This window comes from Plantactinospora sp. WMMC1484 (assembly GCF_049315195.1).
GTDB lineage: Bacteria > Actinomycetota > Actinomycetes > Mycobacteriales > Micromonosporaceae > Plantactinospora.
Map to the genome: position 1 here is coordinate 4,780,318 of NZ_CP186055.1, position 17,064 is coordinate 4,797,381.

General features: G+C 73.9%; 13 protein-coding genes and 1 pseudogene. 10 read left to right on the top strand and 4 right to left on the bottom strand.

Annotated elements, in window-relative coordinates; translation table 11 throughout:
- Positions 1–143: 143 nt before the first annotated feature.
- Positions 144–1,466 carry a glycosyltransferase gene (locus ACN28C_RS20900; RefSeq protein WP_422769229.1) on the bottom strand — a complete coding sequence of 441 codons (1,323 nt, stop codon included), beginning with the start codon at positions 1,464–1,466 and terminating at the stop codon, positions 144–146.
- A gap of 498 nt (positions 1,467–1,964) precedes the next feature.
- On the opposite strand from ACN28C_RS20900, the gene ACN28C_RS20905 reads away from it, so the two are divergent.
- The 9 genes from ACN28C_RS20905 to hpnH all read left to right on the top strand — a co-directional run bounded on the left by ACN28C_RS20905 (position 1,965) and on the right by hpnH (position 13,354).
- Positions 1,965–3,263 (top strand): glycosyltransferase, encoded by a 1,299-nt coding sequence (locus ACN28C_RS20905; RefSeq protein WP_422774749.1) that lies wholly within the window; start codon positions 1,965–1,967, stop codon positions 3,261–3,263.
- A gap of 102 nt (positions 3,264–3,365) precedes the next feature.
- Positions 3,366–4,208: a DMT family transporter gene (locus ACN28C_RS20910; protein WP_422769230.1), complete on the top strand. Its 843-nt coding sequence runs from the start codon at positions 3,366–3,368 to the stop codon at positions 4,206–4,208.
- A gap of 231 nt (positions 4,209–4,439) precedes the next feature.
- Positions 4,440–5,369: a squalene synthase HpnC gene (hpnC, locus tag ACN28C_RS20915; protein WP_422769231.1), complete on the top strand. Its 930-nt coding sequence runs from the start codon at positions 4,440–4,442 to the stop codon at positions 5,367–5,369.
- A complete protein-coding gene (gene hpnD / locus ACN28C_RS20920) occupies positions 5,366–6,244 on the top strand; it encodes a presqualene diphosphate synthase HpnD (protein ID WP_422769232.1) in 879 nt (292 codons plus the stop codon). Before hpnC ends, hpnD begins: the two co-directional genes overlap by 4 nt.
- Positions 6,241–7,668 (top strand): hydroxysqualene dehydroxylase HpnE, encoded by a 1,428-nt coding sequence (gene hpnE, locus ACN28C_RS20925; protein ID WP_422769233.1) that lies wholly within the window; start codon positions 6,241–6,243, stop codon positions 7,666–7,668. Before hpnD ends, hpnE begins: the two co-directional genes overlap by 4 nt.
- On the top strand, positions 7,665–8,699 hold the full coding sequence (locus ACN28C_RS20930) for a polyprenyl synthetase family protein (protein ID WP_422769234.1): 1,035 nt from the start codon (positions 7,665–7,667) through the stop codon (positions 8,697–8,699). Before hpnE ends, ACN28C_RS20930 begins: the two co-directional genes overlap by 4 nt.
- Positions 8,700–8,791: 92 nt before the next feature.
- Positions 8,792–10,762, top strand: coding sequence for a squalene--hopene cyclase (gene shc / locus ACN28C_RS20935; protein ID WP_422769235.1), 1,971 nt, complete (start codon positions 8,792–8,794; stop codon positions 10,760–10,762).
- A complete protein-coding gene (ispH, locus tag ACN28C_RS20940; RefSeq protein ID WP_422769236.1) occupies positions 10,759–12,273 on the top strand; it encodes a 4-hydroxy-3-methylbut-2-enyl diphosphate reductase in 1,515 nt (504 codons plus the stop codon). Before shc ends, ispH begins: the two co-directional genes overlap by 4 nt.
- Positions 12,274–12,349: 76 nt before the next feature.
- A complete protein-coding gene (gene hpnH, locus ACN28C_RS20945) occupies positions 12,350–13,354 on the top strand; it encodes an adenosyl-hopene transferase HpnH (RefSeq protein WP_422769237.1) in 1,005 nt (334 codons plus the stop codon).
- Between the two features lie 64 nt (positions 13,355–13,418).
- On the opposite strand, the gene ACN28C_RS20950 is transcribed toward hpnH, so the two are convergent.
- The 3 genes from ACN28C_RS20950 to ACN28C_RS20960 form a co-directional block, all read right to left on the bottom strand.
- Positions 13,419–14,180 carry an SDR family NAD(P)-dependent oxidoreductase gene (locus tag ACN28C_RS20950; protein WP_422769238.1) on the bottom strand — a complete coding sequence of 254 codons (762 nt, stop codon included), beginning with the start codon at positions 14,178–14,180 and terminating at the stop codon, positions 13,419–13,421.
- Between the two features lie 165 nt (positions 14,181–14,345).
- The gene (locus tag ACN28C_RS20955; protein WP_421497321.1) at positions 14,346–15,200 is read right to left on the bottom strand and encodes a helix-turn-helix domain-containing protein; all 855 of its coding nucleotides are present in this window, start codon (positions 15,198–15,200) and stop codon (positions 14,346–14,348) included.
- A 395-nt stretch (positions 15,201–15,595) separates the two neighbouring features.
- Positions 15,596–15,835, bottom strand: a complete 240-nt coding sequence (locus ACN28C_RS20960; protein WP_421493171.1) for a DUF397 domain-containing protein — start codon at positions 15,833–15,835, stop codon at positions 15,596–15,598.
- A gap of 471 nt (positions 15,836–16,306) precedes the next feature.
- Between ACN28C_RS20960 and ACN28C_RS20965 the strand changes: the two are divergent.
- Positions 16,307–16,894, top strand: a pseudogene (locus tag ACN28C_RS20965) (GGDEF domain-containing protein); the annotation flags it as partial.
- Positions 16,895–17,064 lie beyond the last annotated feature (170 nt).

Here is a 17,064-nt window from a genome sequence, read left to right on the forward strand (position 1 = left end):
TCCGTCGATCGGCAGAATTGCCCGGTGACGGCCGGTGCTCTTGACGGTCCGTCATGGCATGGTTAGTGTCCGGTCACCTTGTGATCAGCGCCACAGCAGACGGGACCGCGTCCGGCGGCGCCGAGCAGGCCGCGGTCGGCCGGTCAACGGGCCAGCCGGTCGACCGCGGCCACCACTGCGCCGGCGCCGTCCTCGCCCGCCAGCCGGTCGGCGAGCAGCCGCGATCGGCGCCGGTAGCCCGGCTCGACCGCCGCGGCCCGGATGGCGCCGGCCAGCCGTGCCTCGTCGAGGCGCCGGAACGGCAGCACCGCCGGGGCGACTCCGAGCGCGACCAGCCGGGCGGCCCAGAACGGCTGGTCGGCGAGGACCGGCACCGGCACCGCCGGCACTCCGGCACGGAGACCGGCGGCAGTCGTGCCGCAGCCCGCGTGGTGGACCAGCGCGGCCATCCGGGGAAAGAGCCAGTCGTGCGGTACGTCGCCGACGGTGAGCAGATCCGCGCAGTCCGTACGCCAAGGGTCCCGGAAGTCCCCGGCCGCCCCCGGCCGCGGCCCCGTCCGCCCCGCGTGCGGGCCGGCTGCCTCCGGCCCGGCATCTTCCAGCCCGTGGAGTACGCCGCGTACCCCGGCCCGGCGCAGTGCCCGGCCGACCAGGGTCCGCAGCGCGCCTCCGGTCTCGGCCAGGCTGCCGAAGCCGACGTAGACCGGCGGCGGGCCGGCGGCGAGGAAGTCAACCAGGTCGGCCGGTGGACGCCAACCGGAAGCGGTCGGCGGCCACCAGTAGCCGACCACGTCCAGCCCGGCCGGCCAGTCCGCCGGCCGGGGCAGGACGGTCGGGCTGAACCCGTGCATGACCCGCCACCCTTCGCCGGCGGCCCGGCGCTCGAGGCGGCCGAGGCCGACCGGTGGCAGGTCGAGCCGGGCACGCAGCCGCCGGGAGGCGTCGGCGTACACCCGGTTGGCGAGGTGGCGGCCCAGCCGCCCGGCGATCCGGTTGCCCCAGCCGCCCAGCGACCGTACGCCGAGCACCACGGGTGGGAACGCGCCGGTGGGTGCGGTCGGCTGGAGAAAGACGCCGAGGCTCGGGATGCCGTGGTACTGCGCCACCGAATAGCCCAGCGGCGCGGTCGTGCTGGAGAGGAGCAGCACGTCGCTGCCGGCCCCGGCGGCGGTCACGATGCCGGAGCCCAGGTCGCCGACGAACCGGCCGCCGAGCCGGACGAAGTCGACCAGGCCCGGCGCGCCCGGCACGGGCCAGGAGTGTCGGCGTCCGGCGGTGGCGTCCCGCACCGCGGTCAGGTCGCCGGAGATCGGCCGGAAGTCCAGCCCGGCCCCGGTGACCAGGTCGGCGTAGGGCGCGGGGGCGGCGACCGCCACCCGGTGGCCGGCGGCCCGCAACCGGGCGCCGAGACCGGTGTACGGCACGACGTCACCGAGCGAGCCGGCGGTGACGATCAGGACCCGCATACCGACCTCCCGGTGGGTCGGGACAGTGGGCGGCTCGCCCGGAGGCGGAGGCGACAATCGAGTCCGTCACCATCGTGAATCAAGTCCGTCACCATCGTGTGCCGCGCGTGGGCCGGTCGTCGCGGACACGTGCGCCGGCGTGCGGCTCCGGGGCGCCGGGGCGCCGGGGCGCCGGACGGGGCCGCAGGACGTCCGGCGGTTACGGCCGGAGTCTACGGCCGGGGCGGCCCGGGGTGGGGAGGATCGCCGGAAGCGGGCCGGATGGCGGCGTTCCGCACGCTCACGGAGGTTCCACCCGGCCCTAAGTGGTCCGGCTGCTGAAGTGGTCAGCCCTGCTGACCGCGGCCACCTGCCCGGAGGAGTTGGGGCGCCGAGGATTCTTCGCACCTCCTGCGGGTAGATGGCCGGATGACGTTCAGTTCCGGGCGGTACCAGCCAAACCGCAGGGAGGCGTCCGAGACGTCGGCCAGCGGTGTCGGCGGGGGGCGTCCGCGCGTGATGATCATCTATGCCAGCGCGGGGGCCGGGCACGACGGTGCGAGCCGGGAACTCGCCGGCAGGTTGCGCGAACGCGGCCTGCTGGCGGAGTGCGTGGACCTGGCCGACATCTTCCCGTGGGGCCTCGGCCGGCTGCTGCGCGGCACGTACCACGGGATGCTGAGCCGGTTGCCGTGGATCTACGGGCTGCTCTTCGCCATCGGCGGCAACTTCAGCCGGGCGGCACCGATCACCCGGGCGCTGCTGAGACCGGTGTGGCCACGAGTGCTCCGGATGCTGCCGCCGGACACCAGGGCCGTGGTGTCGACGTACCCGGTGGTCAGCCAGATCGTCGGACCGCTGCGCCGGGAGGGACGGCTTGCCGTACCGGTGATCACCTATCTGACCGATTTCGCCGTGAACCCGATCTGGGTGTCGCCCGGCATCGACGTGCACTGCGCCGCGCACCGCACGACCCGGGCCGAGGCCCGGGCGCTCGGTGCCGGCGAGGTCAGGGTGGCCGGCCGGCTCGTCTCGGCCGGCTTCCGGCCGGGGTCGCCCGAGGAGAAACGCCGCACCCGGGAGCGCCTCGGGCTGCCCGTCGACGCCCGGCTCGCGCTGCTGGTGGCGGGCTCCTGGGGAGTCGGCGCGGTGGCGCGGACGGCGGCCGAGATCGCGCGTACCGGCGTGGCGGTCCCGGTGGTGGTCTGCGGCCGGAACGGCGCGCTCTTCCGGCGGCTGCGGCGGCGGCACACCGGGCACGTCTTCGGCTGGGTCGACGACATGCCCGACCTGCTGCGCGCCGCCGATGTCCTGGTGGAGAACGCCGGCGGGCTCACCGCCCTGGAGGCGATGGCCTGCGGCCTGCCGGTCGTCACCTACCGGCCGATCCCCGGGCACGGCCGGGCCAACGCCGCGACGATGGCCGAGGCCGGGGTCGCCACCTGGGTACGCCGCCCCGCCGACCTCGGCCCGACCCTGGTCCGGCTCATCGACGGCACACCCGGGCAGCGGCAGCGGGCCGCCGGGCTGGCACTCTTCGGGGCCGACCCTGCGGCGGTGGTTGCCGACATCGCCCTGGGCGGCGCGACGATGGTGGTACCGGAGGCATCCGACGGCCCGGTCCCCGCCGCCGGACCTGGCCCGGCCGCCGTGGCACCGGTAGCGGCGGCGCCGGCCCGGCTGGCCCCCGTGCCGCCCCGGCGGACACTCACCCGGTGGGTGGGGTTGCGCGCCGGGATGGCGAGGTTGCGGGCCGGCGCGGACCAGCCACGGCCCGACGCGACGCGTCCGGCGAACCGCCCGGACCGGCAAGGCTGAGGTGTACGTCGGACACCGCCCCGCCCGGACCGTGGCGGGGCAGCCGCTCGGGCCGTGCTCCAGCCGTCCCGTCCGACCGGTCGATCCCGGAGGTGCGATCCGGTGAACGGTATCGCCATCCTGCTCGGACTCGCCTCGGCCGCCTGCTTCGCGGTGAGTTCGGTACTGGAGCAGCACGCCGCCAAGCAGGAGAGACCGACCCGGACCATCGACCCGCGACTGCTGATCCGGTTGCTGCACCGCCGGCTGTGGCTGCTCGGCTGGGTGCCGGACGCACTCGGCACCTTCCTGCAGGCGTTGGCGCTACGCTTCGGCGCGCTCGCCCTGGTCGAACCGCTCCTGGTGAGCGGGCTCTTCATGGCGATCCCGCTGGAGGCGGCGATCGAGCGGCGCCGGCCGCACCGTCGGGACATGCTGGTGGTGGTGGTCGGGGTCGTCGGGTTGACCGGCTTCCTGTTCGCCGCGAACCCGCGCGGCGGGGTGGCCGAGCCGAAGGTGTGGGCCTGGATCGCCGTCGGCGCCGCCATCGGCACGCTGGTCACGATCTGCCTGCTGGTCGCCTGGCGGACCCAGGACGCGACCAGGGGACTGATGCTCGGCATCGCCACCGGTCTGCTCTACGCGATGGCCGCCGCATTGGTGAAGAGCGTCATCGAGAAGCTGCCCGACCATCCGGGCCAGGTCTTCACGGACTGGCACCTGTACGCCCTGGTCATGGTCGGCGGGGCCGCCCTCACCCTGAACCAGAACGCCTTCCAGGGCGGACCGATCGCCGCCCCGCTCACCGCCATCGCGTTGCTCGATCCCTTCACCAGCGTCCTGATCGGGGTCTTCGCCTTCGAGGAGAAGCTGTCGCTGCAGGGGCCCCGGCTCTTCTTCGGCCTGATCGCCGTGGCGGCGATGAGCATCGGCATCTGGATGGCCCGGCGTACCCGGTCAAGCTGACACGCCGAAACCGCCTCGGCCGACCCGTCCGGTCGCGCTGCCCGTCCGGACGGTGGCTGCGGCGGGCGATCAAACACGCCGAGAGGAATTCGGCAGCCCGCACCGTCGAGGGTGGGAAGTTGGGTACGCTCGGTGAAGATTACTTAGCGCGAGCGATGGGTTACGAACAATCCGGCGCGGCGGTCTGGCTCGGCTCCGCTGAGCCGGCCTGACCCCGCGAGAGGCGGCAGCGTGCTTGATCTGACCGACGATGCTCCCGACCATCCGTCCTCGGATCGGCCGGGCGGGCGCCGGGAGCCGGAGAGCGTACTAACCGGAGAGAACTTCCCGGTCGCGCTGCGCGTCCTGCCGGCACGGACCCGCCGGCACCTGCTCGCCCTCTACACGTACGCCCGGTACGTCGACGACCTCGGCGACGAACCCGACGGGACCGGCCGGAACGAGACGCCGGCGGCCCGGCTCGCCGGGCTGGACCGGTTCGACCGTGAGGTACGGGCGCTCTACGACGGACGACCGCCCCGGCACCCGGTGCTGGTCCGGCTGGCGCCGACCGTGGTCGACTGCCGGTTGCCGATCGACCCGCTGCTCCGGCTGATCGAGGCGAACCGGCGCGACCAGACCGTGCCGCGCTACCGGACCTTCGGCGCCCTCGTCGACTACTGCCACCTCTCCGCCGATCCCGTCGGCGAGCTGGTGCTGCACGTCTTCGGCGCCGCATCACCGGAGCGGATCCGGCTCTCCGACCGGATCTGCACGGCGTTGCAGGTCGTCGAGCACCTTCAGGACGTCGCCGAGGACCGGCGGCGGGGGCGGATCTACCTGCCGACGGAGGAGCTGGCGGCGGCCGGGGTGGCCGAGGAGGATCTCGACGCGCCGCGTGCCGGCGAACCGCTGCGCAGGGTGGTGCGGCGCCAGGCCACCCGGGCGGCGGAGTTGCTCGACGCGGGCGCACCGCTCCTCGGTGACCTGCGCGGCTGGGCCCGGCTGGCGGTCGGCGGCTACGTCGCCGGTGGCCGCGCCGCCCTCGCCGCGCTCTCCCGGGCCGGCTACGACCCGCTGCCCGGGCCGCCCAGACCGACCCGGGCCGGTGTCGCCGCCGCCTGGCTTCGGTCCCACTGGACGCCACGGGGCGCCCACCGCCCGAGTGGGGTGTGGGGATGACCGCCGACGCCGGGCTGGAGCGCGCGTACCGGGAGTGCGCCCGGGTGACCCGCAGCCAGGCCCGCAACTTCTCGTACGGCATCCGGCTGCTCCGCCCCGACCGGCGCGACGCGCTCTGCGCCGTCTACGCCGTCGCCCGCCGCATCGACGACATCGGCGACGGTGACCTGCCGGCGGCGACCAAGCTCGCCCGGCTCGACCAGATCCGGGCGGCGCTGCACCGGCTGCCGGAGGCCGGCGGCGATCCACTGCTGGTCGCGCTGGCCGACGCCGCCGCGCGGCTGCCAATCCCGGTGGCCGCCTTCGACGAGCTGATCGACGGCTGCGTGGCGGACGTCCGGGGAGCCCGCTACGAGACCTTCGAGGAGCTGGTCGGTTACTGCCGCTGTGTGGCCGGGTCGATCGGCCGGCTCTCGCTCGGCGTCTTCGTGCTCCGCCCGCCGGCCGACCGGGCGGCGGCGGCCGAACTCGCCGACACCCTCGGCATCGCGCTGCAACTGACCAACATCCTGCGGGACGTCGTGGAGGACCGGGCCGCCGGGCGGATCTACCTGCCCGGGCGGGACCTGGAGCGGTTCGGCTGCACCCTGGACCTCGGTCCGGACGGCGGGCTGACCGACCCGCCGGACCGGCTCGCCGCGCTGGTGCGCTGGCAGGCGCACCGGGCCGAACGCTACTACCAGAGCGGGCTGCGGCTGCTGCCGATGCTGGACCGGCGCAGCGCGGCGTGCGTGGCGGCGATGGCCGGGATCTACCACCGGCTGCTGGCCCGGATGGTGGCCGACCCGCTCGCGGTGACCCGGCGTCGCGTCTCGCTGCCCGGCTGGGAGAAGGCGTACGTCGCGGCGCGGGCGATGACCCGGAGCGCACCGTGACCGCCGAGCAGGTCTGCGTGGTCGGCGGTGGACTGGCCGGCATCGCCTCGGCGGTGCGACTGCTCGACGCCGGCCACCGGGTGACGCTGGTGGAGGCCCGTGCGGCCCTCGGCGGCGCCACCTACTCGTTCCGGCGCGGCGACCTGATGGTGGACACCGGGCAGCACGTCTTCCTCCGCTGCTACCAGCAGTACCGCGAACTACTCGACCGGCTCGGCAGCGCGGACCGGGCGGCCGTTCAGGACGGCTTCGCGGTGCCGATCGTCCGGATCGGCGTGCCGCCGCACGTCCTGGCCAGCAACCGCCGGCTGCCGGCCCCGGCCCACCTGCTGCCGGCGCTGCTCCGCTACCGCCCGCTCCGGCTCGGGCAGCGGCTGGCGGCGGTCCGGGCCGCGGCCGCGCTGCGCCGGATCGAGCCGGACGACCCGGCCGCCGACCGGGTCAGCTTCGGCGCCTGGCTAGCCGCGCACGGGCAGGATGCTCCGACCGTGGCGCGGCTCTGGGAGCTGATCTGCGTGGCCGCGCTGAACGCCCCGCCGGAGCGGGCGTCGCTGGCGCTGGCCGCCCGGGTCTTCCGGACCGGCCTGCTCGACCGGGCCGACGCCGCCGACATCGGCCGGCCCACGGCACCCCTGGCCGAACTGCACGGCGCCCCGGCCACCGCACTGCTCCGGCAGCGCGGCGCAACGGTCCGCACCGGCGTACGCGTGCAGGCGATCAGCCCCGAAGGGGGCCGGTTCCAGGTCTCGGGCGACGGCGTCCAGCTGACCGCCGACGGGGTGGTGCTGGCGGTGCCACACCCGCAGGCGGCCCGGCTGGTGCCGGCGCAGGCAGCTCCGGACCGGGCCCGGTGGGCCCGGCTGGGTGCCGCGCCGATCGTCAACGTGCACGTGCACTACGAGCAGCGGGTCACCGAGCTGGAGTTCGCGGCCGGGCTGGACACGCCCGTGCAGTGGGTCTTCGACCGGACCCCGGCCGGCGGCTCCGGGCAGTACCTTGTCGTCTCCATCTCCGCCGCCGAGCAGGTGTTGAGCGTCCGCGCCAACGACCTGGTCCGGACCTATCTGGCGGCACTGGCGGAACTCTTCCCGGCGGCCCGGCGGGCCCGGGTCCGGGACGCCTTCGTGACCCGGGAACCGCGGGCCACCTTCCGGCAGGAGCCGGGGTCCCGTACCGCCCGACCGCCGGCCCGGACCCGTACCCCCGGGCTGGCCCTGGCCGGAGCGTGGACCGACACCGGCTGGCCGGACACGATGGAGGGCGCGGTACGCAGCGGCCAACACGCCGCCGACGTGGTACTCGCCCACCTCGGCTCGACATCGAACCCTCCGCCAGGCACCGGCATGACCGAGTGGAGCGAGGGCATCAGCAGGCTCAGTCGTCCGGGCCCTGGCGACGACGAGCGCAGCGAGGAGATGAGATGACGGTGATGCTGCCCAGCGTCCTCGCCCAGGTGGACGGAGTCGTCCAGCCGGAGATCCGGGCGGCGCTGGAACGGATCGACGAGCGCACCCGACTGGTCGCCGGCTACCAGTTGGGATACTGGGACGCGGCCGGGAACCCCTCGGGCCGGGGCGGCAAGGGACTCCGCCCCGCGCTGGCGCTGCTCTCCGCCCAGGCCGCGGGCCAGCCGCTGCGGCGAGGTCTGCCGGCGGCGGTGGCGGTGGAGTTGGTGCACAACTTCTCGCTGCTGCACGACGACGTGATCGACGGCGACCTGGAGCGCCGGCACCGGCCGACGGCCTGGGCGGCGTTCGGCGTCGGGCCGGCGATCCTGGCCGGGGACGCCATGCTCAGCCTCGCCGACGAGGTGCTGGCGGACGACCCCGAGCGTGACGTACTCCGGGCCCTGGCCACCATGCACGCCGCGATCCGGCGGCTGATCGCCGGTCAGGCGGCGGACGTGGCGTTCGAGTCCCGTCCGGACGTCGGCCTCGACGAGTGCCTGGCGATGGCCCGGGACAAGACGGCGGCACTGCTCTCCTGCGCCGCCACGCTCGGGGCGGTGCTCTGCGGCGCCCCACCGGCACTGGTCGACGGCCTCGCCCGCTACGGCGAGCGGCTCGGCCTGGCCTTCCAACTCGTCGACGACCTGCTCGGCATCTGGGGCGAGCCGGCTGTCACCGGCAAGCCCGTCCTGTCCGACCTGCGGGCCCGGAAGAAGTCGGTGCCGGTGGTCCGGGCGCTCACCTCAGGCGGGCCGGCCGGCACGCAGCTCGCCGAGCTCTACGCCCGGCCGGGCGAGCTCTCCGCCACCGACCTGAGCCTGGCCGCCACCCTGATCGAGGAGACCGGCGCCCGGGACTGGACCGAGAAGCAGGCCGACCGCCTGCTCACCGAGGCGCTGGCCGCCCTGGACCAGCTCGGCGACCTCGGCACCCCCGCCGCCGACCACGCGGACGTGCACGCCGACCTGGTGGCGATCGCGCACTTCATGACGGGACGGGATCACTGATGGCCATCTCCACCAGCGGCCCGGACGAGGCGTTAGGGCGGGGCCCTTCTACAACAGAAAACGATAAGCGGGGGCCCTTCCTTTCGCCTGAGGTGGCGCTGGGGCGGGCGCGGGACCTGCTGCTCTCCCGGCAGCAGCCGGGTGGCTGGTGGCAGGGCGAGCTGGAGACCAACGTCACCATGGAGGCCGAGGACCTGCTGCTGCGGGAGTTCCTGGGCATCCGTACCGAGGTGGAGACCGAGCCGACGGCGCGGTGGATCCGGTCGAAGCAGCGCGCCGACGGCGCCTGGGCGACCTTCCACGGCGGTCCGGGCGACCTCTCCACCACCATCGAGGCGTACGCGGCGCTCCGGCTGGCCGGCGACCCGCCGGAGGCCGAGCACATGTGCCGGGCCCGGGAGTTCGTCCTCGCCCAGGGCGGCATCGAGCGGAGCCGGGTCTTCACCCGGCTCTGGCTGGCGCTCTTCGGCGAGTGGCCGTGGCACCGGCTGCCGGCGATCCCGCCCGAGGTGGTGCTGCTGCCCTCGTGGTTCCCGCTCAACGTCTACGACTTCGCCTGCTGGGCCCGGCAGACCATCGTGCCGCTGTCGGTCGTCCGGTCGCTGCGGCCGGTACGCCCGCTCGGCTTCTCCCTCGGCGAGCTGCGCACCGGGTTGGTGGCCGAGCCGGCGGGGACGGCCGCGGCGCCCTCCGGCAAGGGGCGCTGGATGCACCGGCTCGACGCGGTGCTGCGCGGCTACGAGCGTCGCCCGGTCGGCCCGGTCCGCCGCAACGCGCTGCGCCGGGCGGCGGAGTGGATCGTCGCCCGGCAGGAGTCCGACGGCTCCTGGGGCGGCATCCAGCCGCCGTGGGTCTACTCGCTGATCGCGCTGCACCTGCTCGGCTACCCGCTCTCGCATCCGGTGCTGCGCAGCGGCCTGGCCGGGCTGGAGCGGTTCACCGTCCGGGAGGAGACGCCGGAGGGCCCGGTGCGCCGGCTGGAGGCGTGCCAGTCACCGGTCTGGGACACCGCGCTGGCGATGGTCGCGCTCGCCGACGCCGGCCTGCCGGCCGACCATCCGGCGCTGACCACGGCCGCCGGCTGGCTGCTGGAGGAGGAGATCCGGGTCCCCGGCGACTGGTCGGTGCGCCGGCCCAGGCTCGCGCCGGGCGGCTGGGCCTTCGAGTTCGACAACGACGGCTACCCGGACACCGACGACACCGCCGAGGTGCTGCTCGCGCTGCGGCGTACCGGCGCCGGTCCGGCGGTGCGGCCGGCGATGGAGCGCGGCATCGGCTGGCTGGTCGGGATGCAGTCCGCCGACGGCGGTTGGGCGGCCTTCGACGCCGACAACACCCGGGCGCTCGCCCGGGACCTGCCCTTCTGCGACTTCGGCGAGGTGATCGATCCGCCGAGTGCCGACGTCACCGCACACGTCGTGGAGGCGCTCTGCGCCGAAGGGCTGGCGAACTCGATCCCGGTGCGCCGGGGCGTGGCGTGGCTGCTGCGCCACCAGGAGGCGGACGGCTCCTGGTTCGGCCGGTGGGGCGCCAACCACGTCTACGGCACCGGCGCGGCCGTGCCGGCGCTGATCGCCGCCGGGGTACGCCCGGACGACCCGGCGATCGTCCGGGCGGTCTGCTGGCTGCACCGTAGGCAGAACGCCGACGGCGGCTGGGGTGAGGACATGCGCTCGTACCGCGATCCGGCCTGGCGGGGCAGGGGCGAGTCCACCGCCTCGCAGACGGCGTGGGCGCTGCTGGCCCTGCACGCCGCCCGCTCCGACGACTCGGCGTCGATCCGGCGCGGCCTCGACTGGCTGGTACGCACCCAGCGCCCCGACGGCGGCTGGGACGAGCCGCACTACACCGGTACCGGCTTCCCCGGAGACTTCTACATCAACTACCACCTCTACCGGCTGGTCTTCCCGCTCAGTGCCCTCGGCCGCCTGCTGCGCGACCGGGAGGGCTCCGTGCACCCTCCGAACGGGTCCGCCAACGGTGCGGTGGGGTCTGTGGACGTGCCGGGTGGGTCGGTCGATGGTGCGGTGGAGCGGGTGGGCGCTCCGGGTGAGTCGAGTTGAGCGGCGGCTCCTGGGTGCTCTTCGCACCGATGCGGGCGGAGGCGCACGCGCTGCGGCGTGGCCTGCCGGCCGGAGCGCCGCTGCGGCGTACCGGTCGGGGGCCGGCCCGGGCCACCCGGGTCGCCGCCGGCTACCGCGACACCCGCGCGTTGGCGGTGGCCGGGATCGCCGGCGGCCTGGTGCCGACCCTGCGCACCGGCGACGTGGTGGTGGCCACCGAGGTACGCCGGGCCGGCGTCGTCGGCGGTGCCCCGGTGCCCTGCCCGGCCGCCCCGATGATCGCGGCGGCGCTGCGCCGGCGTGGCCTCACCGTCCACCTCGGACCGGTGGTCACCAGCCGGCGGATCGTCGACGGTGCCGACCGGACCCGGCTCGCCGCCACCGGGGCGATCGCGGTGGACACCGAGTCGGCGGCGCTGCTCGCCGGTGCCGCCGGCCGGCCGATCGCCTGCGTGCGGGTGGTCGCCGACGTGCCGCCGCATCCGCTGTACCGCCCGGCGACGCTGGGCCGGGTGATCGCCGCCCTCCGGGTGCTGCCCCGGCTCGGCCCGGCCCTGGTCGAGTGGGCGGCGACGACCACCGTCCGGCAGGTGGCGCTGGCCGCGCCGCGGTCGTTCTGCGCCGGGGTGGAACGGGCGATCAGCGCGGTGGAACAGGCGCTGGACCGGCACGGCCCGCCGGTCTACGTCCGCAAGCAGATCGTGCACAACGTGCATGTCATCACCGACCTGCAACGCCGGGGTGCGGTCTTCGTGGACGAGTTGACCGAGATCCCGGACGGCGCACCGACCGTCTTCTCCGCGCACGGTGTGTCGCCCGCGGTCCGGGCCGCCGCCGCCGACCGGGGGCTGCCGGTGATCGACGCGACCTGCCCGCTGGTGACGAAGGTGCACAGCGAGGCCCGCCGCTTCGCCGGTCGGGGCAACACCGTATTCTTCATCGGGCACGCCGGGCACGAGGAGACCGAGGGCACCCTCGGCGAGGCGCCCGGCCGGATCGCCCTGGTGGAGTCCGTGCACGACGCGGAACGGATCGAGGTCGCCGATCCGGACCGGGTCTCCTACCTGGTGCAGACCACGCTGGCCGTGGACGAGGTGGCCGGCGTCCTCGACGTGCTCCGGCGGCGGTTCCCCGCGCTGACCGGACCGGCCTCCGACGACATCTGCTACGCCACCACCAACCGGCAGGCGGCGTTGCGGGAGGTGGCCGCCGTCGCCGACACGGTGCTGGTGCTCGGCTCGGCCAACTCCTCGAACTCCCGCCGGCTGGTGGAGGTGACCGAGCGCGGGGGAACCCCGGCGCACCTGGTCGACGACATCGGCCAGGTGGACCTCCGCTGGCTCGCCGGGGTGCGGACGATCGGGGTCACGGCCGGTGCCTCGGCGCCGCCCTGGCTGGTGGACCAGACCGTGGCGGCGCTGGTCGGGCTCGGCGCAGACGCGGTGCGGGAGCACACCACCCGTACCGAGGACGTGCACTTCACCCTTCCCAAGGAGATCCGAACACCATGACGGGGACCAGTTCGCGAAGCGTCGCGCGGAACCGCCGCGCGCCGATCGTCCACCCGACCGGAAGGGGGTGCTGAGGATGGGTATGCCACTGCGCCAGAGCCTGCGGGTCGGCCGCTATCTGATGGGTCAGAAGCTGCGCCGGCGGACCCACTTTCCGCTGCTCGTCGAGTTGGAGCCGCTCTTCGCCTGCAACCTGGCCTGCGCCGGCTGCGGCAAGATCCAGCACCCGGCGGACGTGCTGAAGCGGCGGATGCCGGTCGAGCAGGCCATCGGGGCGATCGAGGAGTGCGGCGCGCCGATGGTCTCGATCGCCGGTGGCGAGCCGCTGATGCACCCGGAGATCGACAAAATCGTCGACGAGCTGGTCCGGCGCCGCAAGTACGTCTTCCTCTGCACCAACGCGGCGCTGCTGCGCAAGAAGCTGGACAAGTTCACCCCGTCCCGCTATCTCTCGTTCGCCGTGCACATCGACGGGCTGCGGGAGCGGCACGACGCCTCGGTCTGCAAGGAGGGCGTCTTCGACGAGGCGGTGGCGGCGGTGAAGGAGGCGAAGCGGCGCGGCTTCCGGGTCACCAGCAACACGACCTTCTTCTCCACGGACACGCCGCAGACGGTGATCGAGGTGCTGGACTACCTCAACGACGACCTCGGCGTCGACCAGATGATGCTCTCCCCGGCGTACGCCTACGACAAGGCGCCGGACCAGGAGCACTTCCTCGGCGTCGCGGAGACCCGGACGATGTTCCGAAAGGCGTTCGCGGATGGCCGGCGCAAGAAGTGGCGACTCAACCACTCGCCGCTCTTCCTGGACTTCCTGGAGGGCCGGGTCGACTTTGCCTGCACCGCGTGGGCCATCCCGTCGTATTCACTCTTCGGCTGGCAGCGCCCCTGTTACCTGCTGGGGGACGGCTACGCAAAGACCTACCGGGAGCTGATCGAGACGACCGACTGGTCCGCGTACGGGCGTGGGCGGGACGCCCGCTGCGCCAACTGCATGGCGCACTGCGGGTACGAGCCCACCGCCGTACTCGCCACCATGTCCTCGCTGCGCGAGTCGATCCGCGCGGTCCGCGCCAACTGACCCGGGTGTAAGGAAGGGCCCCCGCTTATCGTTTTCTGTTGTAGAAGGGCCCCCTCCTTGCACTTCAGCCGAAGCGGTCGGCGAGGCGGCGGTAGGTGGCCGGCAGGGTCGCCCGGACTGCGATCGGCAGATACATCCAGCGCGGCAGGCAGACCTCGTGCCGCCCGGTGAGCATGCCGGTGAGCAGGGCCTCGGCGGCGCGGTCCGCCGCCACCGGCCGGGGATGGCGGCGCGGGTACGGCCGGCCCCGGCGGGCGAAGAACGGGGTGTCCACCACCGCGGGAACGAGTTCGGTGACCACGATGCCCCGGCCCGTCGTCTCCTTGCGCAGGCTGTCGGCGAAGACGCTGAGCCCGGCCTTGGTGCCGGCGTAGATCGCCTCTTCGCGTACGCCGAGCCGGCCGGCGATGGAGCCGACGAAGCCGAGCCGGCCACTGCCCCGGGCGAGCATCCCGGGCAGGACGGCCCGGGCGAGGAGCATCGGGGCGGTCAGGTTCCCCGCCACCAGCGCCTGGATCTGGGCGTCGGTCATCCCGGTCAGCGGCCCGGCCCAGCCCTGGCCGGCGTTGTTGACCAGGATGTCGATCCGGCCGGCGTGCTCCAGCACGTGACTGGCCAGCTGCGCCGTCCGGTCCGGGTCGGTGAGGTCGCACGGGTACGCGGTGCCGCCCGACTCGGCGGCAACCGCGGCGAGCCTTTCCTGGTCGCGGCCGCTGAGGAAGACTCGCGCACCGGCGGCGGCCAGTCGCCGGGCGGCGGCCGCACCGATCCCGGACGATGCCCCGGTGACCAGGGCCACGGCGCCGGCGAGGCGGCGGGAGGTCATACCGGTAGTGTGGCCCATCCTGCGGTGGGGGACCGGACGGAGCGCCGAAACCGATGTGGGGGACCGGACGGAGCGCCGAACTCGATGTGGGGGGAGTGGGCGGAGCGCCGGTGCCGGGGAGGAGTGGGCGGAGCGCCGGACGCGGTGCGGGGCGGCGGGCTCGGGTCAGGAGCCGAGCTCGGTCAGGATCGCCCGGAGGAACGCCGGAGTGTCGGTCGGCGAGACGGCCTCGACGCAGAGCCGCTCCATCGCCGCGGCGTAGTAGTCCACGTCGTCGCGCTTGTCCAGATAGAGCGCGCTGGTGAGCTGCTCCATGTAGACCACGTCCGGCAGTTCCTGGTCGGGGAAGCGGAGGAGGCTGAACGCGCCACCGGCGGCGGCGTGCCCACCGGCGTGGAACGGGATCACCTGGACCGTGACGTTGGGCAGCTTGCCGGCCTCGATCAGGTGTTCGATCTGGCCGCACATCACGTCGGTACCGCCGATCGGCCGGCGCAGGGCCGCCTCGTCCACCACGGCCCACAGTTGAGGTGCGCCGGGCCGGGTCAGCACCTTCTGGCGGTCCATCCGGAGCTCCACCCGGCGCTCGATCTCGTCGGGTGGCGCACCGTCGTGGGCGAGCAGCACGACGGCCCGAGCGTAGTCCCGGGTCTGCAGCAGGCCGGGAATGTACTGCACCTCGTACGCGCGGATCAGCGCCGCCGCTGCCTCCAGCCCCAGATAGGACTGGAACCAGTTGGGCAGCACGTCGCCGTAGCGGTGCCACCAGCCGGGGTTGTTGGCCTGCCGGGCCAGGGCCAGCAGGGCGGCCCGTTCCGTCTCGTCGGTCACCTGGTAGAGCGTCAACAGATCTGCGACATCACGTTCCTTGAATCCCACCCGGCCCAGCTCCATCCGGCTGATTTTGGACCCGGACGACCTGATCTCCCACCCCGCGTCTTCGCGGCTGACGCCCTTGGCCTCACGCAGCTTGCGCAACTGGCTTCCGAGCAGGATGCGCAGCACTGTAGGGCCGCCCACCAACTGGGGGTCGGCGGCTCCGCCCGAGAAGGCTGGCCCGTCGTCGGCCGCCGGCTCGTCGTCGACGACCGGTCCACCATCGACGACCGGTCCACCGTCGGCGACATCGCCGTCCGGGACCGAACCACGGCCGGATGGAGCCCTCGTCACGTGCTTGCCTCCACATGCTCGACACAGCCCACCGAGGGGGCCGGGCCAAATCCGTCGGTAAGCATGCCATGCCTTGACGGTGAGGAGGGTAGACCCAACGCGCTAATTTTCTCGACCGTCGTCCAGTCGGGATCGTGAGAGCGGGTCGGGAGGACGGGGCGGGATGTATCGGCGTCCGAATACCGGAGGAGCCCCGACGGTGGATGTCGGAGGAGTCCTGACGAGGAATGCCGGAGGTTCTTCGCTTACCGGATGAGGTGGTCGAAGTCTCCGTCCTGAGCGCCGAGGATGAAGGCGGCGATCTCGTCGACGGTGTAGATCAGTGCCGGACCCTCGGGGTCCCGGGAGTTGCGGACGGCGACACCCGCGCCGCCGGGCAGTTCGGCAACCTCCACGCAGTTACCGCTGGGGTTGCTGCGGCGGCTCTTCTGCCAGGCGAGGGCCGGCAGCTGACCGGTGGACATGCCGTTGTACGTGTGAATCATCGCCAGTCTTTCTGGAGTTCCCGGTGGGCTGGGGGCGGTGGGTGTCGCGTAGGCCCGGCTGCGTTGTTCTTCCTCCCGTGGACGCGTCCTCAGCCGTGACGGTGCGTGGCACCGCGCAGGTCGTCTTTGCATGACCATCTGCACGTGCATTCGCTCTTGCGCCTGCACCTGACAGCGAGCATGATAGCGCGGTAAGGGTGTGTCCGTTTGTTCACTTTTCGTGATGGGGAGCGAGGAACCATTGCCGTCGCAGCCGCAGCGTCAGGGAGCAGCCAAGATCGCCGCCATGGCCGTCTGCCTGGGCAGATGGTCGCCAACGGATCGCAACGGCTTGGTTCCGGCCCGTGCTGGCAGGCGCGAACTTGGATCACGGACAGTCACCGATGGCGCCCGGCTACCGGCCTTCGGACAGGGGGTCGGTCCGGCCCACGACCCGATCCCGAGCCGGGTCTCCTGAAGGGACACCGGACCGTGGATCCCTTCACCCTCGCGGCCGGCGCCGCCGCTGTGGCGGGTCTCGGCGCGGCCTGGCGGATGCACGGTCAGGCCCGGGCCGCCCAGGCGGAGGTGGTCCGGCTCCGCGAGGAGTTGCAGCTGGAACGGCACGCGGCCACCCACGACCCGCTGACCGGACTGCTCAACCGGCGGGCCTTCTACCAGATCGGTGCCGCGCTGGTCGCCGATCCCGGTCGACCGCCGCTTTTGGCGGTCGTCCTCGACCTCGACAATTTCAAGCAGGTCAACGACCGGTTCGGGCACGCCGCCGGCGACCAGGTCCTGATCGCGGTGGCGTGGCGGCTGGCGGCGTACGCGGGGAACAACCTGGTGGCCCGGCTCGGCGGCGACGAGTTCGCCGGCCTGCTCGCCGGCAACCGCGGTGACGGACGTTGGCTGCACCACTCCGCCCGGCGGCTCGCCGAGCTGCTCTCCGCGCCGATCCAGCTCGCCGAGCGCGACCTGAGGGTCACGGCCTCGATCGGGGTGGCGCCGGTGCACGGCCGGGTGCAGTTGGCCGAGGTGCTGAACGTGGCCGACGCCGCGATGTACCGGGTGAAGACCCGGCGGGCGGCCGGCATCGGCCCGGCCGATGTCGAGGCCGTCGGCTTTACCCGCCCGGCCGAGGGGTACGTCCCGGGCGAGGGGCCGTTCGGACTCCCGGCCGGAGCGGCCGGCCACGCCGCCGGAACGCCGGCCGTGCCCCGTGAACTGATCGAGACGACACCCGGTGC

Bases quoted from the DNA above. Each gene is read 5' to 3' on its own strand.
- hpnH (WP_422769237.1), top strand. From the start codon at position 12,350: ATGGGTATGCCACTGCGCCAGAGCCTGCGGGTCGGCCGCTATCTGATG.
- hpnD (WP_422769232.1), top strand. From the start codon at position 5,366: ATGACCGCCGACGCCGGGCTGGAGCGCGCGTACCGGGAGTGCGCCCGG.
- ACN28C_RS20930 (WP_422769234.1), top strand. From the start codon at position 7,665: ATGACGGTGATGCTGCCCAGCGTCCTCGCCCAGGTGGACGGAGTCGTC.
- ACN28C_RS20900 (WP_422769229.1), bottom strand. From the start codon at position 1,466: ATGCGGGTCCTGATCGTCACCGCCGGCTCGCTCGGTGACGTCGTGCCG.
- ACN28C_RS20950 (WP_422769238.1), bottom strand. From the start codon at position 14,180: ATGACCTCCCGCCGCCTCGCCGGCGCCGTGGCCCTGGTCACCGGGGCA.
- ACN28C_RS20905 (WP_422774749.1), top strand. From the start codon at position 1,965: ATGATCATCTATGCCAGCGCGGGGGCCGGGCACGACGGTGCGAGCCGG.
- ACN28C_RS20960 (WP_421493171.1), bottom strand. From the start codon at position 15,835: ATGATTCACACGTACAACGGCATGTCCACCGGTCAGCTGCCGGCCCTC.